Source organism: Actinomycetospora sp. NBC_00405 (assembly GCF_036044095.1).
Classification (GTDB): Bacteria; Actinomycetota; Actinomycetes; order Mycobacteriales; family Pseudonocardiaceae; genus Actinomycetospora; species Actinomycetospora callitridis.
In genome coordinates this window covers 2,712,248-2,728,371 of sequence record NZ_CP107938.1, presented here as the reverse complement: position 1 = coordinate 2,728,371, position 16,124 = coordinate 2,712,248, and the positions used below count along the sequence as shown (strand labels likewise).

Below are 16,124 nucleotides of genomic sequence, written 5' to 3'. Positions count from 1 at the left end.
CCAACGGCAGCGTCGGATCAGCGCCTCATCGGAGGCCCTCCAGCGCCGCCCGGCGCTCGCCCTCGATCGCCACGGTCTCCTGCGACTGGCGGTCGATGAACGCGTGCACGAAGTGGCCGGTGAAGAAGAGCGTGCCGTCGCTGCGGCACATCCCGACCTCGAACCGCACGCTCGACCGCCCCAGCTCACCGACCCGGAGGCCGACCGACACCACGTCGGGGAACCCGGCCTGTGCGTGGTACTCGCAGTGGACCTCCTTCACCAGGCCGATCGTGTCGTCCCCGAGCGGGTCGAGGCACCCGTTCTCGATCAGCCACCGGTTCACCACGGTGTCCATGATCGAGTGGTGCACCACGTTGTTCAGGTGGCCGTACATGTCGTTGTCGTTCCAGCGGGTGGTGACGTCCTGCCAGTGCGCGTAGTCGTCGGTCACGGACGCGATGGTCGGCGGGGAGCCGCCCCCGCAAACCTCAGACGTCGACCCACCCCTCGACGAGCGCTCGCTCCCGGTCCGGGTCGAGGCCGGCCGCCAGCTCGGTGCGGTCCTCCGCGCGGAGCTGTGCCAGCACGTCCCGCGCGGTCTCCTCGGCGGGCCGGAACCGCAGCCCCTGCGTGATCGCACCCGACGCGTCGATCGCGTCCTGCGGGATCTGGTCCTCGGGGAACCAGAGCGGCCGCTGCTCCTCCTCGACGTCCCGCAGGTTCTCGCGCAGGTACCGCTCGCCCGCCCACACCCAGTCGACGTCACCGGGTGCGCCTCCCGCCGCGCGCAGGCAGGCGTCGAGCACCGCGGAGAGCGGCTGCGCCCGGCCCGGGCCCACCGTGTCGACGACTCCGTCGGCGCGCCGGTCGAGGACCGCGACCGCGAACTCGGCGACGTCGCGGGCGTCGGTGTACTGCACGACGCGGTCGGGGTCGCCGGGGGCGAGCACCGTGCGCTCGGCGTGCCCGGCGAGTGCGCGGGCCAGGCGGACCGGCCACCAGGTGAACCGGTCGGTGGGGTCGTGCGGGCCGACCAGGATCCCCACCCGCAGGATCGGTGCCGGCCCGTCGAAGCGTTCGGCGAGGGCGGCCTCGGCGGCGAGCTTCGCGAGCGAGCGCTCCTGGAGGGGGTCGTCCTCGGTGGCCTCGCCCTCGCGGCCCTCGCGGCGGACCGGGTCCCCGGCGCCCGGGACCGCGGGGCCCGCGGGGTGGTAGACGCTCATCCCCGAGACGTAGCCGTACGTGCCCACCGAGCCGGAGAGCAGCGAGGCCGTCGCGGACACCGCGTCGGGATCGGAGAAGGTGTCGAGCACGGCGTCCCAGGTACGCCCGTGCAGCGCGGTGAGGTCGTCGTACCGGTCGCCGGCGAGCGCCTCGACACCGTCGACGGGTGCCGTGCCGGCGCGGGAGAAGACGGTGACGTCGTGGCCGTCGCGGACGGCTGCGGTGGCGACGTGGCGGCCGAGGAAGCCGCCACCGCCGAGCACGAGGAGCTGCACCGGCCCGGCTACCCCGCTCACGCCGAGGTTTCACCTCTCCCGATCACGGGGCCCCCGGGGGTGGGAGGCCGAGCCCACGAGCCACCCAGGGATGACGAGTCGCGCGTCGAGATCGGGACGTGATGCGCCCGCGACGCACCCCGGTTTCGGGATGTCAGGTCGAGGAGGACGTCGGGTGTCGGACGAACAGCGCAAGGTCGGGGTGGCGGTCGTCGGGCTGGGAGGGGCGGTCGCGACGACCGCCGTCGCCGGGGTCGAGCTCTTGAAGGTCGGGGCCTCCGGCGTGGAGGGGCTCCCGTTGGCCGAGGTCACCGACCTCGTCCCGTACACCTCGCTGGTCTTCGGCGGCTGGGACGTCGACGGCGACGATCTCGCCAAGGCCGCCCACGTGCACCGCGTGCTGGACGCACGCCAGATCGAGGCGGCGGGCGCGGCGCTCGCGAGCATCACACCGTGGCCCGCGGTGGCCGACCCGGAGTACTGCCGCAACGCCGCCGGGGCCAACGTGGTGCCGGTCGGGTCGGTGCGCGGGCGCGTCGACCGGGTCCGCGAGGACATCGAGCGCTTCCGCTCGGAGAACGGTCTCGACCGCGTCGTCGTGGTCAACCTGGCGTCCACCGAGCGCTGGCCCGACCTGACGCTGCCGGCCCTGCAGGACCCGGAGGCCTTCGAGGCCGCCCTGGACGACGACGACCCGGTCGTCAGCCCGAGCATGGTGTACGCCTACGCCGCGATCGCCTCGGACTGCCCGTACGTGAACTTCACGCCGAGCGCGTCGGCCGACATCCCCGCGCTGCGCGAGCTCGCCGCGCGTCGCGGTGTGCCGGTGGCCGGCAAGGACGGCAAGACCGGGCAGACGATGATGAAGACCGTCCTCGCCCCGGCCTTCCGGTCGCGCGCGCTGCAGGTCGACGGGTGGTACTCGACCAACATCCTGGGCAACCGCGACGGCGAGATCCTCGACGACGCGGACTCCCTCGCGAGCAAGGTCAACACCAAGGGCACCGTCCTGGACTCCATGCTCGGCTACCCCGTCGACGACCACGTCGTCCGCATCGACTACTACCGGCCTCGCGGGGACGAGAAGGAGGCCTGGGACAACATCGACCTCGTCGGGTTCCTCGGCCAGCGGATGCAGGTCAAGGTCGACTTCCTGTGCCGTGACTCGGTGCTGGCCGCGCCTCTGGTGCTCGAGCTGGTGCGTCTGGTCGACGAGGCCGCCCGGCGCGGCGAGGGCGGGGCCCAGGAGCAGCTCGGCTTCTTCTTCAAGGCGCCGATCACCCGCGACGGCTCGCAGCCGGAGCACGCGCTGTACCGCCAGGAGCAGGTGCTGCACGAGTGGCTCGCCCGGTGAGCCCTGTGGGCACGGCCCACCAGCCCGAAACGCTCGGCGTGCCGAGCGGGCTCGGCGACCTCGTCGGGCTGTTCCGGGAGATCGGTGACCTCAAGCGGGTGCACGTGGCCGGCCGTCCCGGCTCGATCGCCGACCACGCCTTCCTGCGCGCGTGGTCGGCGCTCGTGGCGGGCGAGGACCCGGCGAGGGTCGCCGCGGCCGAGTGCGCCGCCGCCGTCGCGGGGGCGCGGCTCGCCGGCCTCGACGGCCCGGTGCTGCGCGACGCCGGACTCTCCGCGGACCAGGCGCGGGCGGTGCGGACGCGGGCGATCGAGGAGGTCGGCGCCGCGCTGCCCGACGGGCTGTGCGCCCTGCTGGCGGCTGCCCCCGACCCCACCGAGGGCGCCGGACCCGCCCCGGCGTTCGCCGCGACGCTCGTCGACCAGCCCCGCGCCGGCGCGACCGCACCCGGGCGACCGCGCCTGATCGTCGAACCTCCCGAGGCCCACGGCGAGCACTGCTGGGCGGTCGCGGTGTACGGCGCGCTGCTGGCGGAGGAGACGGGCGCGGAGCCGGGCGACGCCTTCCTGCTCGGTCTGGCCCACCACCTGCACAACGTGGCGCTGCCCGACGCGGGGTTCGCGGGCGAGATCCTGCTCGGCGAGCACCTCGAGCCGATGCTGGAGCGGCTCACCGAGCGGGAGCTCGCGACGCTGCCCGACGCCCTCGCCGCGCACGTGCGGGACCTGCTCACGGCCCGGGCCGACGCCGACGGTCCGCTCGGTCGCGCCTTCCACGCCGCCGACGTGCTCGACCGCGTGCTGCAGGTCCACCACCACGCCCGGGCCGCCGCCTTCACAGCCCGCGACGCGCTGGTCGACCTCGAGCTCGTGCACGACTCACCGGTGTCGGCGTACCACGACGCCGTGCTCGCCAGGGCTGGTCTGGTGGAATGAGCGCCCTCCACGACCCCGTGTCGGGGCGCCCGCTGACGCCCGACACCCCGCACTCGCTCTCCGACGGTGCTCGCCGCTGGCCGGTGCTCGACGGGATCCCCTACCTGCGGGTCGGTCGCGACGAGCTCGTCGCGACCGCCCTCGCCGCCCTCGACGGCGGTCGTGTCACCGAGGCCGCGGCGGCGCTGCTCGCCGACAACGACGACTGGTGGGACCAGCCGCCACCCCCGCCCGACGCCCTCGCCGCCGCCTACCGGGCAGCCGCGGACCCGGGCACGACGCTGCGCGACGCCGTCGCGGCGCTCGGCCTCGGACGCGTCGGCGACTACTTCCTGCACCGCGACCACGATCCGTCGGGGCTGGCCGTCACCGCTCTGGCGTCGACGCACCCGCCGGCGGGTCGCGCGGTCGTCGACCTCGCGTGCGGTGCCGGGCACCTGCTGCGCCGTCTCGCGCTCGAGCCGGGGGAGGCCCCGGCGGCGATCGGCGTCGACATCGTCTTCGCCAAGCTCTGGCTCGCGCGGCGGTTCGTGCTGCCGCCCGACGCCGACGTCCGCCTCGTCTGCGCCGACCTGCGGACCGGCTGGCCCGTCGTGCCGGAGGGGGACGCGTGGGTGTCCTGCCACGACACGCTCTACTTCCTCGACGACCCCGGGGACGTCCTGCGCCGCGCCGGCGACCTCGCCGGGCCGGGCGGAGCGGTCCTGGCGGCGCACTGCCACAACGTCGAGCACCCCCTCGGGGTGGCCGGCCACCCCCGCTCCGTGCCCGCGTGGGCCGGGCTGCTGCCCGGAGCCCTGACCTACGCCGAGGAGGAGCTGACCGCGGCCGCGCTCGCCGGCCGTCCCGCCCGTCCCGCGGAGCCCGGCGCGCTGCGCGACACCGAGGCGGTCGCCCTCGCCCTCGATTGGGCCGGGGCGCCGCCGCGACCGAGCCTCGTCGAGCCGGCTCCCGGCGCCGAGCTGCACCCGAACCCTCTCTACCGCGACGGTGTCCGCCGGTGGCCGAACCCGCGGTGGGCCGAGGAGTACGGCGACCGCGCCGCGGCCTATCTCCCCGAGCACGCCCCCGTCGGGCTGGGCCGGGACGAGGCGGCACGGCGCCGGGTCCTCGTCGAGCTGCCGGAGCGGTGGTGAGTGCCGTGACGGGGTGGGGCGTGGTCGGGCTCGGCTGGGTCGCCCGCGACCACGTGCTCCCCGCCGTCGCCGCCGACCCGCACGCGCACGTCGTCGCCGTGTGCGACCGCGACCCCGAGGCGCTCGCGGCGGTCGGCGACGGCGTCGCGACCACCACCGACCTCGCGGAGCTCCTCGCCCTCGACGGTCTCGACGCGGTCTACGTCGCGACGCCCAACCACGCCCATCTCCCGGTGGTGCGGGAGGTCGCCGCGGCCGGGGTGCCGGTGCTCTGCGAGAAGCCGATGGCCCACACGGTCGACGACGCCGTCGCGATGGTGGCGGCGGTCGGCGACGGGCTCGCGGGCACGGCGTTCGACCAGCGCTTCCACCCCGCGCACCAGCGCGCCGCCGATCTCGTCGCCGAGGGACGGCTGGGCGCCGTGACCGCGGTCCGGATCGTCTACGGCTGCTGGCTGCCGCCGGACTGGTTGCCGCCGCACACGCCGTCCGAGGGCAGCAACTGGCGCGTGGACACGGCGCTGGCGGGCGGCGGCGCCGCGATCGACCTGGCCCCGCACGGCATCGACCTCGTCGGGACGTTGCTCGGGGAGGACCTCACCTCGCTCTCCGCGGTCACGCGACGCCGCGTGCACCGCTACACCGACCCCGCCGCGGACGACAGCGCCGCGCTGGTGGGGGCCACCGCGTCGGGGACGGTCGTCACCGCGCACGTCAGCTTCTGCCTGCCCGACGCGCTGCCCCGCCGGCGCCTCGAGGTCGTCGGCACCCGCGGCCAGCTCGTCGCCGAGAACACGCTCGGTCAGGTCGCGGGCGGCTCGCTGACGTTCGTCGACGCCGCGACGGGCGCCGCCGAGGCCGTGGCCTTCGACCCCGACGGGCCGTTCGACCGCCAGGTCGCCGCCTTCGGCGCCGCGGTCCGCGGCGAGCGCGACTGGCCCTTCCCCCTCGCGCGGGACCTCGCCCTGCACGAACTGCTGCTGCACACCCTCGAGAAGGAGGCACCGTGCCCCTGACCCCCTGGACGTGCACGAACTGCGGGCACTGGCAGCGCTGGTTCGCGACGCCGCCGTCGTGCCCGGTGTGCACCGACGTCCGCAACGCCCTGCCCGACGACGGCTGGGACTTCCGGTCCCTCGACGAGATCGCCCCCGGCCGGGAGGCCCGGTGGGCCGAGGTCCGCCCCGGCATCACCGGCTACTGGTGCGAGCCGCAGGTCGGCCTCGGCACCTGCGGCTGGGTGATCGAGACCGACGAGGGCCTGGTCGGCTGGGAGGGCGCGGGCTTCTACCCCGACGAGGCCATCGCCGAGCTGCGGCGCCGGGGCGGGCTCGCCGCGCTCGCCGCCAGCCACGTGCACGGGTACGGCGCGCTGTTCCAGCTGCAGGACGCGCTCGAGCCGGAGATCCTCGCCATCGGGGTCCGCGATCTGGAGTGGACCAAGACGTTCCGGGTGACGTGGCCGCTCGACGACCGCCACGAGTTCGCCCCCGGCCTCGTGGCCCACCGCACCGGCGGCCACTTCGACGGGCACATGGTGCTGCACGACGAGCGTCGCCGCGTCCTGTTCTGCGGCGACATGCTCAAGGCGACCCTGGACGACGCCGGCCACCCGACGGGGCTGTCCGCCCACAAGGCGTTCCACGCCCAGATCCCGCTGTCGCACCAGGAGATCCGGGACGCGCGCAAGGTGATCGGCGAGCTGGAGTTCGACGCCGTCGCCACCCCGTTCGAGTTCGTCGACGGCGTCACCACGACCCATGTCCTCGCGCTCTACGACCGGCTCCTCGCCGCGCGACCCGTGGCCGGACCGATCCCGCTGGACGAGCTCTCGTGACGGTGGACGCCCCGGCGGACCTCGACGCCGTCACCCGGGCCTACGACGACGCGCTGCCCGCGGGCGAGGCCGGCGACTTCACCCTCGGCGACACCGACCGCAGCGGTGTCCACGTCGTCGCCGCGGACTTCGCCGACCCCGGCGGCACCTGGCCGCGCTCCGGGTCGTTCGGCTACGGGCTCTCCGCCGCCCGGGCCCGGGTCGCCGCCCACGCGGAGCTCATCGAGGAGATGCTGCTCTCCCGGCACCTGCGCGACCTGCCCCGCACCCGGGACTCCTACCGCGCCCTGCGGACGCGGCACGGCGAGGACGGGGTGGTCGACCCGGTCGCGCTCACCCTGCCCGCCGGCGCCGTCGTCGATCCCGACGCGCCGCGCTGGTGGCTGCCCGCCACCCGGGTTCGGACGGGGGAAACCGTGCTCGTCCCGGCCGAGTTCGCCGCCGCGTACCCCGTCGACCTGCCGTGGCAGGACCCGTCCGAGCGGCTGACCACCGTCATCACCAACGGGTGCGGGGCCGGCGACACCGTCGAGCGCGCGCTCGGACACGCCCTGGGTGAGCTCCTCCAGCGTGACGGCAACGCCACCGCCTTCCGCGCCGTGGACCGGGGCATCGTGATCGACACGGGCCCCGACGACGAGCTCGTGCGGGACCCCGACACGCGCCGCCTGCTGGCGCACCTGCGCGACGCCGGGATCCGCGTCGTGCCCAAGCTCGCCGCCACCGCGTTCGGGGTGACCGATCTGCACGTGGTCGGGCACGACGTCACCGACGCGGACGCCCCGCACCCGATCGCGCTCACCGCGTGCGGCGAGGCCGCCCACCCCGACCGCGAGGTCGCCCTGCAGAAGGCGCTCCTGGAGTTCTGCTCCGCGCGGGTGCGCAAGGTCTTCGCGCACGCCGGCCTCGATCAGGTCCGCCCGCTCGCGCCCGGGACGTACTGGGAGCGCGAGCTCGCCCACCCGTTGCCGCCCCAGGAGGAGCGCGCCTTCCGGGCGATGCGGGACTGGACCGGCCGCAGCGCCCGCGAGCTGCGGGCGCTGCTGGCGCCGACGGTGCTCGCGGAGCGCTCCCGCGTGGCCTTCGACGCGCTGCCCACCGTGGCCCCCGGTGCACTCGACGAGCCTGCGGCGCTGCTCGACGACCTGCTCGGCCGGCTCGCGGGATTCGACGTGCTCGCGGTCGTGGCACGCAGCGAGGGCGCGTGCGCGGTCAAGGCGATCGTGCCCGGCCTGGAGGTCGAGACGATGTCCTACGGACGCATCGGCCGGCGGGGGGTCGAGCGGCTGCTCGAGCGGGCGGGCGATCCCGACGACCCGGCCGCCGGGCTCGTCGGGCTCGGGGACCCGCCGCACCCCGGGGCGCTGCCCGTGGTGATGACCGACGACGACGCGCAGCAGCTGGCCGCCGACCACGGCAGCGACCGTGCGTGGCTGGACCGCGAACGCGTCGACGCCGTCGTCGGCGACCTCTATCCGCTCTACCGCGAGCCGACCCGACACGCGGTGGGCAGGGCGGCCGCGGGGGAGGAGGTGGAGCTGCGATGAGCGCCCCGACACCCCCGCTGCGCTGGGCGTACAACACCAACGGGCTCTCCTCGCACCGGTTGGACGACGCGCTCGACCTGCTCGCCGATCACGGCTACGCCGGCGTCGCGCTCACCCTCGACGTCGCCCACCACGACCCGTTCGCCCCCGACCTCGCCCGCCGCACCGCAGCCCTCGCCGACCGGCTCGGCGAGCTGGGCCTGGGCAGCGTCGTCGAGACGGGCGCGCGCTTCCTGCTCGACCCGCGCCGCAAGCACCACCCGACGCTGGTCAGCGCCGACGCCGCCGACCGGGCCCGGCGGGTCGACTTCCTGCGCCTGTGCGTCGACGTCGCCGCCGACCTCGGCAGCGAGGCCGTGTCGTTCTGGGCCGGGGTGCTCGCCGCGGACCTCGACCGCGACGAGGCCTGGACGTGGCTCGTCGAGGGCGTGGCCGCGGTCGCCGAGCACGCCCGCGGGCGCGGCGTCACGATCGCCGTCGAACCGGAGCCCGGCATGCTCGTCGACGACTGCGACGACTGGATGCGGCTGGCTCTCGACGTCCCCGAGGTGTCGTTGGCCCTCGACACCGGCCACTGCATCGTCTCGGGGCGCTGGTCGCCCGAGGGCGCGGTCCGCGAGTTCGCCCCGCTGCTCGGCGCGGTCGCCGTGGAGGACATGCCGCGCGGCGTCCACGACCACCGCGCCCCGGGCGAGGGGGACATGGACCTGCCGGCCGTCGTCGGCGCCCTGCGCGGGGTCGGGCACCGCGGTCTGGTCAGCCTCGAGCTGTCCCGCGACTCCCACCGCGCCGACCAGCTCGTGCCACGGGCGATCGAGACGCTGCGAGCCATGGAGGTCACGTGAGGATCTGCTTCGTCTCCCGCCGCTACTGGCCCGCGGTGTCGGGCATGAGCGCGTACGCGGAGAACCTGCTGCGCCACCTCGTGCGCGCGGGCCACGACGTCACCATGATCTCCCAGTACCGGGGGGACCCGACGGGACGCGCGGTCTACGGCGGCGGCCCCCCGCCGCCCGACCGCATCCCCGCCGGCGTCGAGGTCGTGGCGCTGGAGGCGCACGGCGAGCAGGAGGTCGCCGAGGGTCGGCCCGCCGACTTCGAGGCCGACGTCGCGACGATGCAGGCGACCATCACCCGGCTCCACGCGGAGCGCCCGTTCGACGTGCTGCACGCCCAGTACGCCTACCCCAACGGGCTCGCGGTCCTGCGCGCCGCGCACGAGCTCGGCCTGCCCGCCGCCGTCAGCGTGCAGGGCGGTGACGGGCACTGGGTGGGCACCTGCTGCGCCACCCACCGTGAGCTGGTCCGCGCGGTGTTCACCCACGCCCCGGCGCTGGTCATCGGCTCACCGTCGTTCGCGGCCGAGGTGTCGGCGCGCCACGACGTCGACCCGGCCCGCTGGACGATCGTCTCCGGCGCCACCGACACCGAGCGCTTCACCCCGCACGGCGAGCCGGGCGCGCTCGGCGACCCGCCGACGCTGCTCTACCACGGTCGCGTCGACGCCCGGAAGGGCGTGCTCGACCTGCTCGCGGCGCACCGCATGCTGCTCGACGCCGGCCGCGAGGTGCGTCTCGTCGTCTCCGGGATCGGGCCCGACACCGCCCTCGTCGCCGAGCGGGTCACCGAGCTCGGCCTCGACGACCACGTCGAGCAGCTGGGCTACACGCCCTACGAGCAGGCGCACGAGGTGTACGGGCGCGGCGACGTGTTCGTCAGCCCGACCTACGCCGAGGGGTTCTCCAACACGATCCTCGAGGCGATGGCCTCGGGGCTGCCCGTCGTGTCCACCGACGTCGTCGGGGTGCGCGACTGCGTGCGGCCCGACGACAACGGTGTGCTCGTCCCGGCGAAGGACCCGCGGGCCCTGGCGGCCGGGATCGTGCGGGTGCTCGACGACGACGTCCTGCGCACCGGGATCGCCCGCCGCGCCCTCGACGAGGTGCGGGCCGTCTGGTCCTGGCCGGTGATCGCCGATCGCGTGACGTCGGTGTACGACACGTCCTTCGAGCGGGTCCGCGACGTCCCGGTCCCCGCGATCCCCGACCCGCCGATCGACGCCGACTGCCGCTTCCGTGCGGCGCCGCACCTGCTGTGAGCGGCGCGAGAGTCGTGGCGGTGAGCCCCCACCTCGACGACGCCGTGTTCTCGATCGGGGGGACCCTCGCGCGCCTCGGGGAGACCGCCGAGGTCACCGTCGTCACCTGCTTCACCGGCTCGGTCGACCCGGCCACGGCGACACCGTTCGCGCTGTCGACCCAGCTCGACAAGGGGCTGGCGGCCGACGTCGACTACATGGCGGTGCGCCGCGAGGAGGACCGGGCGGCCCTGGAGCTCCTCGGCGTCGACGGCCGTCACCTCGAGCTGCTCGAGGCGCCGCACCGGGGCTACGACAGCCCCGCCGCCCTCTTCGCCGGCCGGCACGACAGCAACGACGTCGGCCCTGCGCTCGCCGAGGCGCTGGCACCCGTCCTCGACGGTGCCGACGTCGTGCTGGCCCCCCAGGCCCTCGGCGACCACGTCGACCACCAGTGGGTCGGCACGGTGGTGGCCGATCTCGTGGGCGAGGACCGCCGGGCCTGGTGGCGCGACACCCCGTACGTCGTCCGCAGGCCCGACGCGCTTCCCATGGCGCACGTGCGCGGTCGGGAGATCGCGGTGGACGTGACCGAGGTGCTCGACCGCAAGATCCAGGCCGTGGCCTGCTACGCGACCCAGGTGCCCTTCCAGTTCGGGTCCGCCGCGGCGGCCGGACCGGCACTGGCCTCGCTCGCCCGGAGCGAGGGGGAGCGGTGCGGGACCGCGGCGCCCGCCGAGGTGCTGGTGGCGACGCCCGCCGCGCGCGACGCCTTGGCGTGCGTCAGAGTTGGGTGAGCAGCTCGTCGAGGTTGGCCCGGATGCGCATGACCGGGGCGGCGGTGGGTTCACGGGCGACGAACTCGCGACCCGTGGCGCCGCCGAGGAAGGCCTGAGCGGCGAGGGCGGACTCGCGCGGGTGGTAGCCGGTCTCGGGCCAGAAGCGATTGCCGTTGCGTCGAGCTCGACCAGTGGCCGTGATCGGCCGAAGAACGCGCCCGCCTCGTAGGTGCGGTTGATCGACGATGCGCCGAAGTGCACGTGCTGCACGGCCCGCAGGAGGTCGTCCCCGTAGTGGATGTCGAGGACGATGAAGCCCGAGTCGCTGTCCGGGTCGTCGCCGGGGCGGGACGTCGACGGCGGTGACGATCTCGAACCACCACGCGTTGTCGTACTCGACGAAGAACCGCAGCGGCATGCGCGAGTCGTCGGAGAGGGTCGTCTGGAGATGGCCGTCGTCGAGCTCGTAGTGCGCCGGATCGAAGCGCTTCTCGCGGTAGGTCTCGGCGAACTGCGGCGTCGAGGCAGGTCGCAAGGGCGCCCCCGGCAGGATTCGAACCTGCGACACCCGCTCTAGGAGGACGGTCGACCACGGGTACTGGGCCTGCTACCAGCAACTGTGCAGGCGTCGGAGGGGACTGAGTCCGCCCCCGAGGCCACGGTTCGACTCCAGTTCGCCCCCAGAACCGCACCCCGTCAGAGACCACTCGAAGATCGACGTTGGTGGTGTGGGTGCCCCTCGACCAGCCCGACGCCGGGGAGCCGGCACGTCCGTCGGGTCTTGGTGGGCGAGGGGCGGACGCTGGTCCGGGCTCGGACTACGGTGGCGGGGTGAGCGCGATGTACTCGGTGGAGGACGAGCCAGTCCGGTGTCACCCGCTGGCCGATGAAGCCCCTCGATCTTGACCGCTGGATGGAAGTGTCGTTTCGTGCAGCAATTCTCGGAGGCTGGATCGGTGAACCGCCGGTTCGGTCTTCGAGTGCTCCGGCTCGATCGCGGGAGTATCGGCGGTCAGGGCGCCCGACGGTGCGGCTGCTTTCCTGAGCAGGACAGGACGAGTTCGTCGATGTGCCCGACGCGCGTCTGCGCTCGGGGACGATCGTGGGTCGAATTCGCCAGTGCGGTCGCGAGGCCACGCGAATGGTGACCGGGACGTTGGCCGTGGGCACGGTGTTGGTCGAGGCCCCGTTCCGGGAGTTGCCCGTCCCCGCGCCGGCCGGCTCGTCACGCTCGTAGCCGAGGTGAACCGGCTCGAAGTCGAGAACGAGATGCTCAAGCGTGCCGCGGCCTACTTCGCGCGGGAGAACATGCTCCTGAAGTAGTTCTCCGCTGGTCCGTGACCTCGCCGACGACGGTGTCAACCTCGCGGTGACCTGTCGCCGGGCGTGCCATCACATCTCGCCCTCCGGAGCGCGTTCGAGCACCATCAGGAGGAAGTCGCTGGTGACGGCTGGAGGGACCCGCTCCGGATGCCCGTCTGCAGGCATCTGATCCGCGGGTGGCCGCTCAGCCGCGCGCGGACGCGGCCCGCAGCTCCACGCCATCGGATGTGTACGAGCCGTCGGCGGGTTGCGCCGAGGGCGCAGTCGATGCGGTCGCGGGGGTCGCCGAGCGGCGGCAGGTAGGCGACGTGAAGCCCTCGAGGGTCTCGGCCAGAGCGGCCGGAGTGAACCACTTGACACGATCTCGCTTCCCAACTCACCATCTAGTACGTAACCAGACGGTACATAGCTGGCGGGGCGGCGTGCCGTGAGAGCGACCCGGCAACGGAGCACGAGGTCAGGAGTAGTCCATGTCCCACCCCTCGGCGGCCCCCCCGGTGGCCCAGCCCCGGAAGGCGGCCCTGGCGGCCTGGATCGGCAGCGCCCTCGAGTACTACGACTTCTTCATCTACGGCACCGCCGCGGCGCTGGTGTTCAGCGAAGTGTTCTTCCCGGCGTCGAGCCCCGCGACCGGCACCCTCCTCGCGCTGGCGACGTTCGGGGTCGGCTACGTCGCGCGACCGCTCGGGGCCGTCGTGCTCGGTCACATCGGGGACCGCTACGGGCGCAAGCGCGTGCTGGTCGCGACGATCCTGTTGATGGGCGTCGCCACGTTCGCGATCGGCTGCCTGCCCAGCTACGGCGCGGCCGGCGCACTGGCGCCGATCCTGCTGGTGATCGCGCGGCTGCTGCAGGGCTTCTCGGCTGGCGGTGAGCAGGCCGGGGCGAGCTCGATGTCCCTTGAACACGCGCCCGACGACCGGAGGGCGTTCTTCACCAGCTTCACGCTCAGCGGGACGCAGGCCGGGATGATCGTGGCCACGGCGGTCTTCCTGCCGTTCGCCGCCCTGCCGCGCGACGAGCTGCTCGCCTGGGGATGGCGGGTGCCGTTCTGGCTGAGTCTCGTGGTCGTCGTCGCGGGCCTGCTGATCCGCCGCACGCTCGACGAGACCCCGGTGTTCGCGGCCGGGGCCGAGGAAGCCGGGACTGCGCGCAAGGAGGGCCCGCCGATCGCCGTCCTGCTCCGTCACCACTGGGCGGCGGTGCTTCGCGTGGTGCTCGCCGCGCTGGTGTCGTCGATCAGCACCTTGTTCAGCGTCTGGGCTCTCTCGTTCGCCACCGGCACCGTGGGCCTCTCCCGGACCACCATGCTGTGGGTGAGCATCACGGCCAACATCGTCGCCCTCGCGGCGATCCCGGCGTTCGCCCGCCTCGCCGACCGCACCGGGCGAAAGCCGGTGTTCATCGGCGGCGCGCTCGCCAGCGCGCTCCTGTTCGCGGCCTATCTCTGGTCGATCTCCTCGGCGCAGTACGCGCTCGTGTTCGCCACCGGGATCCTGCTCACCGGCGTCGTCTACAGCGCCTCGAACGGTGTCTGGCCGTCCCTCTACAACGAGATGTTCCCGACGCGCGTCCGACTGACCGGTGTCGCGGTCGGGACGCAGATCGGGTTCGCCATCGGCGGGTTCGTCCCCACCATCGCCGAGTCGATCGCCGGAGAGGGCCCCGGCGGCTGGGTGCCGGTCGCCGTCCTCGGCGCGGTGCTCTGCCTGCTGGCCGCGGGCGCGGCGGCGACCGCGCGGGAGACCGCCCACGTGCCGATCGCCGAGCTCGACGCCGTGGTGGCCCCCGACGGGCAGCGGGCGTCGGCCGGGGGCCGACCGCAGTGAGGCGACGGAGGTCCGTGTCGCGCTCCGGGGTAGCCGTGGGCATGCCCGGAGCCCGATTTGCCGCCGACGCGACGCCGGCTCCGTCAGGACTCACCGGTCCGTTACTGGGAGGTGCTCCGTGACCTCGGTGCTCGCCGATCTCGCCGCCGCCCCGCGGTCGGCCTCGCGATACCTGGTGGGGCTCGTCGGGTCCGGCATCGGTCCGTCCCTGACGCCCGCGCTCCACGAGCGTGAGGGGGATGCGCGGGGGATGCGATATCTCTACCAGCGGTTGGACCTTGGGGTCCTCGGGCTCGTTCCGGAGGAGATCGGTCGGGTCCTCGACGCCGCTCGCCTGGCGGGGTTCCGCGGACTGAACCTGACCCACCCCGTCAAGCAGGCCGTCCTGCCCCACCTGGACGCATTGTCCGACGACGCCGCGGCCCTCGGCGCGGTGAACACGGTCGTGTTCGAGGCCGACGGGGCCGTCGGCCACAACACCGACTGGTCCGGTTTCGCCCGCTCGCTGCGCCGTGGCCTGCCGGACGCCGCCACCGACCGCGTCGTCCTACTCGGTGCCGGCGGGGCCGGCGCCGCGGTCGCGCACGCGCTGGTCCGCCTCGGCGTCGGACACCTCGTCGTGGTGGACGCCGACCGCTCGCGGGCCGAGGCGCTCGCCGCTGCGGTGACCGGGCAGCCGGCCGCCGGCGCCTCGGTGGCCGACGCCGCGGACCTGCCCGCCGCACTGCGGCACGCCGACGGACTCGTCCACGCCACGCCGACGGGCATGGCCGCCCACCCGGGCTGCCCGCTCGATCCCGAGCTGCTCACGCCACGGCTCTGGGTGGCCGACCTGGTCTACCGGCCGCTGGAGACCGAGTTGGTGCGCAGCGCCCGCGCCCGCGACGTCCGGGTGCTCGACGGGGGCGGCATGGCCGTGTTCCAGGCCGTCGAGTCGTTCCGCCTCTTCACCGGCGTCGAGCCCGACGCCGAGCGGATGGTGGCCCACTTCGGCGAGCTCATCGCCGCCGGCGGCTGAGGAGAGCTGGATGCATCGGCACGCCATCGCCACGGTCTGTCTCTCCGGCCTGCTCGAGGACAAGCTGGCCGCTGCCGCCGCCGCGGGCTTCGACGGCGTGGAGATCTTCGAGCCGGACCTGCTGGCGTCGCCGGAGCCACCGGCCGACGTCGCCACCCGATGCGCGGACCTCGGCATCACGATCGACCTCTTCCAGCCGATCCGCGACGTCGAGGCCCTGCCGCGGGAGGCGTTCGCGGCGGCGTTGCACCGCGTCGAGGCCAAGTTCGCGGTGATGGAACGGCTCGGGGTGGACACGGCTCTGGTCTGCTCGTCGGTGTCGCCCGATGCCGTCGACGACGACGGGCTCGCCGCTGAGCAGCTGCGCACCCTCGCCGACCGGGCCGCCGACCACGGCCTGCGCCTGGCCTACGAGGCCCTCGCCTGGGGCCGCCACGTCGACACCTGAGACCACTCGTGGCGCATCGTCGCCGAGGCCGAGCATCCCGCGCTGGGGCTCTGCGTCGACAGCTTCCACATCCTCTCCCGCGGCGACGACCCGGCCGGTCTCGCCGACGTGCCCGGGGAGAAGATCTTCTTCCTCCAGCTCGCCGACGCCCCCGAGCTCGACATGGACGTCCTGCAGTGGAGCCGCCACCACCGCCTCTTCCCCGGGCAGGGCGCGTTCGACCTCACCGGACTCGTCGGCCATCTCGAGGCGGCCGGCTACCGCGGGCCGTGGTCGCTCGAGGTGTTCAATGACGTCTTCCGCCAGGCCGACCCGCGGGGCGCCGCCGTCGATGCGCGGCGCTCGCTGCTCGCCCTCGAG

Annotated in this window: 14 protein-coding genes and 1 pseudogene; 12 read left to right on the top strand and 3 right to left on the bottom strand. The window is 74.3% G+C overall.

Annotated elements, in window-relative coordinates:
- Positions 1-25 precede the first annotated feature (25 nt).
- Positions 26-433: an acyl-CoA thioesterase gene (locus OG774_RS13400; RefSeq protein WP_328310149.1), complete on the bottom strand. Its 408-nt coding sequence runs from the start codon at positions 431-433 to the stop codon at positions 26-28.
- Positions 434-470: 37 nt separating this feature from the next.
- A complete protein-coding gene (locus OG774_RS13395; RefSeq protein ID WP_328310147.1) occupies positions 471-1,502 on the bottom strand; it encodes an NAD-dependent epimerase/dehydratase family protein in 1,032 nt (343 codons plus the stop codon).
- Positions 1,503-1,656: 154 nt separating this feature from the next.
- Between OG774_RS13395 and OG774_RS13390 the strand changes: the two genes are divergently transcribed.
- Genes OG774_RS13390 through OG774_RS13350 form a run of 9 tightly spaced genes read left to right on the top strand, consistent with a single transcriptional unit; the run spans position 1,657 to position 11,164 of the window.
- Positions 1,657-2,835, top strand: a complete 1,179-nt coding sequence (locus OG774_RS13390; RefSeq protein WP_328310145.1) for an inositol-3-phosphate synthase — start codon at positions 1,657-1,659, stop codon at positions 2,833-2,835.
- A complete protein-coding gene (locus OG774_RS13385) occupies positions 2,832-3,770 on the top strand; it encodes a hypothetical protein (protein ID WP_328310143.1) in 939 nt (312 codons plus the stop codon). Before OG774_RS13390 ends, OG774_RS13385 begins: the two co-directional genes overlap by 4 nt.
- Positions 3,767-4,906: a class I SAM-dependent methyltransferase gene (locus OG774_RS13380; RefSeq protein ID WP_328310141.1), complete on the top strand. Its 1,140-nt coding sequence runs from the start codon at positions 3,767-3,769 to the stop codon at positions 4,904-4,906. The genes OG774_RS13385 and OG774_RS13380 overlap by 4 nt, the downstream gene beginning before the upstream one ends.
- Positions 4,903-5,922 (top strand): Gfo/Idh/MocA family protein, encoded by a 1,020-nt coding sequence (locus tag OG774_RS13375; RefSeq protein WP_328310139.1) that lies wholly within the window; start codon positions 4,903-4,905, stop codon positions 5,920-5,922. The genes OG774_RS13380 and OG774_RS13375 overlap by 4 nt, the downstream gene beginning before the upstream one ends.
- Positions 5,913-6,743, top strand: coding sequence for an MBL fold metallo-hydrolase (locus OG774_RS13370; protein WP_328310137.1), 831 nt, complete (start codon positions 5,913-5,915; stop codon positions 6,741-6,743). The genes OG774_RS13375 and OG774_RS13370 overlap by 10 nt, the downstream gene beginning before the upstream one ends.
- Positions 6,740-8,290 carry a YcaO-like family protein gene (locus tag OG774_RS13365; RefSeq protein ID WP_328310135.1) on the top strand — a complete coding sequence of 517 codons (1,551 nt, stop codon included), beginning with the start codon at positions 6,740-6,742 and terminating at the stop codon, positions 8,288-8,290. Before OG774_RS13370 ends, OG774_RS13365 begins: the two co-directional genes overlap by 4 nt.
- Positions 8,287-9,135 (top strand): sugar phosphate isomerase/epimerase family protein, encoded by an 849-nt coding sequence (locus OG774_RS13360; RefSeq protein ID WP_328310132.1) that lies wholly within the window; start codon positions 8,287-8,289, stop codon positions 9,133-9,135. Before OG774_RS13365 ends, OG774_RS13360 begins: the two co-directional genes overlap by 4 nt.
- A complete protein-coding gene (locus OG774_RS13355; RefSeq protein WP_328310130.1) occupies positions 9,132-10,388 on the top strand; it encodes a glycosyltransferase family 4 protein in 1,257 nt (418 codons plus the stop codon). The genes OG774_RS13360 and OG774_RS13355 overlap by 4 nt, the downstream gene beginning before the upstream one ends.
- Before the next feature lie 20 nt (positions 10,389-10,408).
- Positions 10,409-11,164, top strand: a complete 756-nt coding sequence (locus tag OG774_RS13350; RefSeq protein WP_328310128.1) for a PIG-L deacetylase family protein — start codon at positions 10,409-10,411, stop codon at positions 11,162-11,164.
- Here the strand turns inward: OG774_RS13350 and OG774_RS13345 are convergent.
- Positions 11,151-11,714 carry a hypothetical protein gene (locus tag OG774_RS13345; RefSeq protein WP_328310126.1) on the bottom strand — a complete coding sequence of 188 codons (564 nt, stop codon included), beginning with the start codon at positions 11,712-11,714 and terminating at the stop codon, positions 11,151-11,153. The genes OG774_RS13350 and OG774_RS13345 overlap by 14 nt on opposite strands.
- A gap of 1,225 nt (positions 11,715-12,939) precedes the next feature.
- Between OG774_RS13345 and OG774_RS13340 the strand changes: the two genes are divergently transcribed.
- The 3 genes and pseudogenes from OG774_RS13340 to OG774_RS13330 all read left to right on the top strand — a co-directional run.
- Positions 12,940-14,298 carry an MFS transporter gene (locus tag OG774_RS13340; RefSeq protein WP_328310125.1) on the top strand — a complete coding sequence of 453 codons (1,359 nt, stop codon included), beginning with the start codon at positions 12,940-12,942 and terminating at the stop codon, positions 14,296-14,298.
- A gap of 118 nt (positions 14,299-14,416) precedes the next feature.
- Positions 14,417-15,316, top strand: a complete 900-nt coding sequence (locus tag OG774_RS13335; RefSeq protein WP_328310123.1) for a shikimate dehydrogenase — start codon at positions 14,417-14,419, stop codon at positions 15,314-15,316.
- A 10-nt stretch (positions 15,317-15,326) separates the two neighbouring features.
- Positions 15,327-16,046: pseudogene (locus OG774_RS13330) on the top strand (sugar phosphate isomerase/epimerase family protein); the annotation flags it as partial.
- Positions 16,047-16,124: the final 78 nt, after the last annotated feature.

Excerpts from the sequence above, each read along its gene's own strand:
- OG774_RS13380 (WP_328310141.1), top strand. The coding sequence starts at position 3,767 with ATGAGCGCCCTCCACGACCCCGTGTCGGGGCGCCCGCTGACGCCCGAC.
- OG774_RS13360 (WP_328310132.1), top strand. The coding sequence starts at position 8,287 with ATGAGCGCCCCGACACCCCCGCTGCGCTGGGCGTACAACACCAACGGG.
- OG774_RS13340 (WP_328310125.1), top strand. The coding sequence starts at position 12,940 with ATGTCCCACCCCTCGGCGGCCCCCCCGGTGGCCCAGCCCCGGAAGGCG.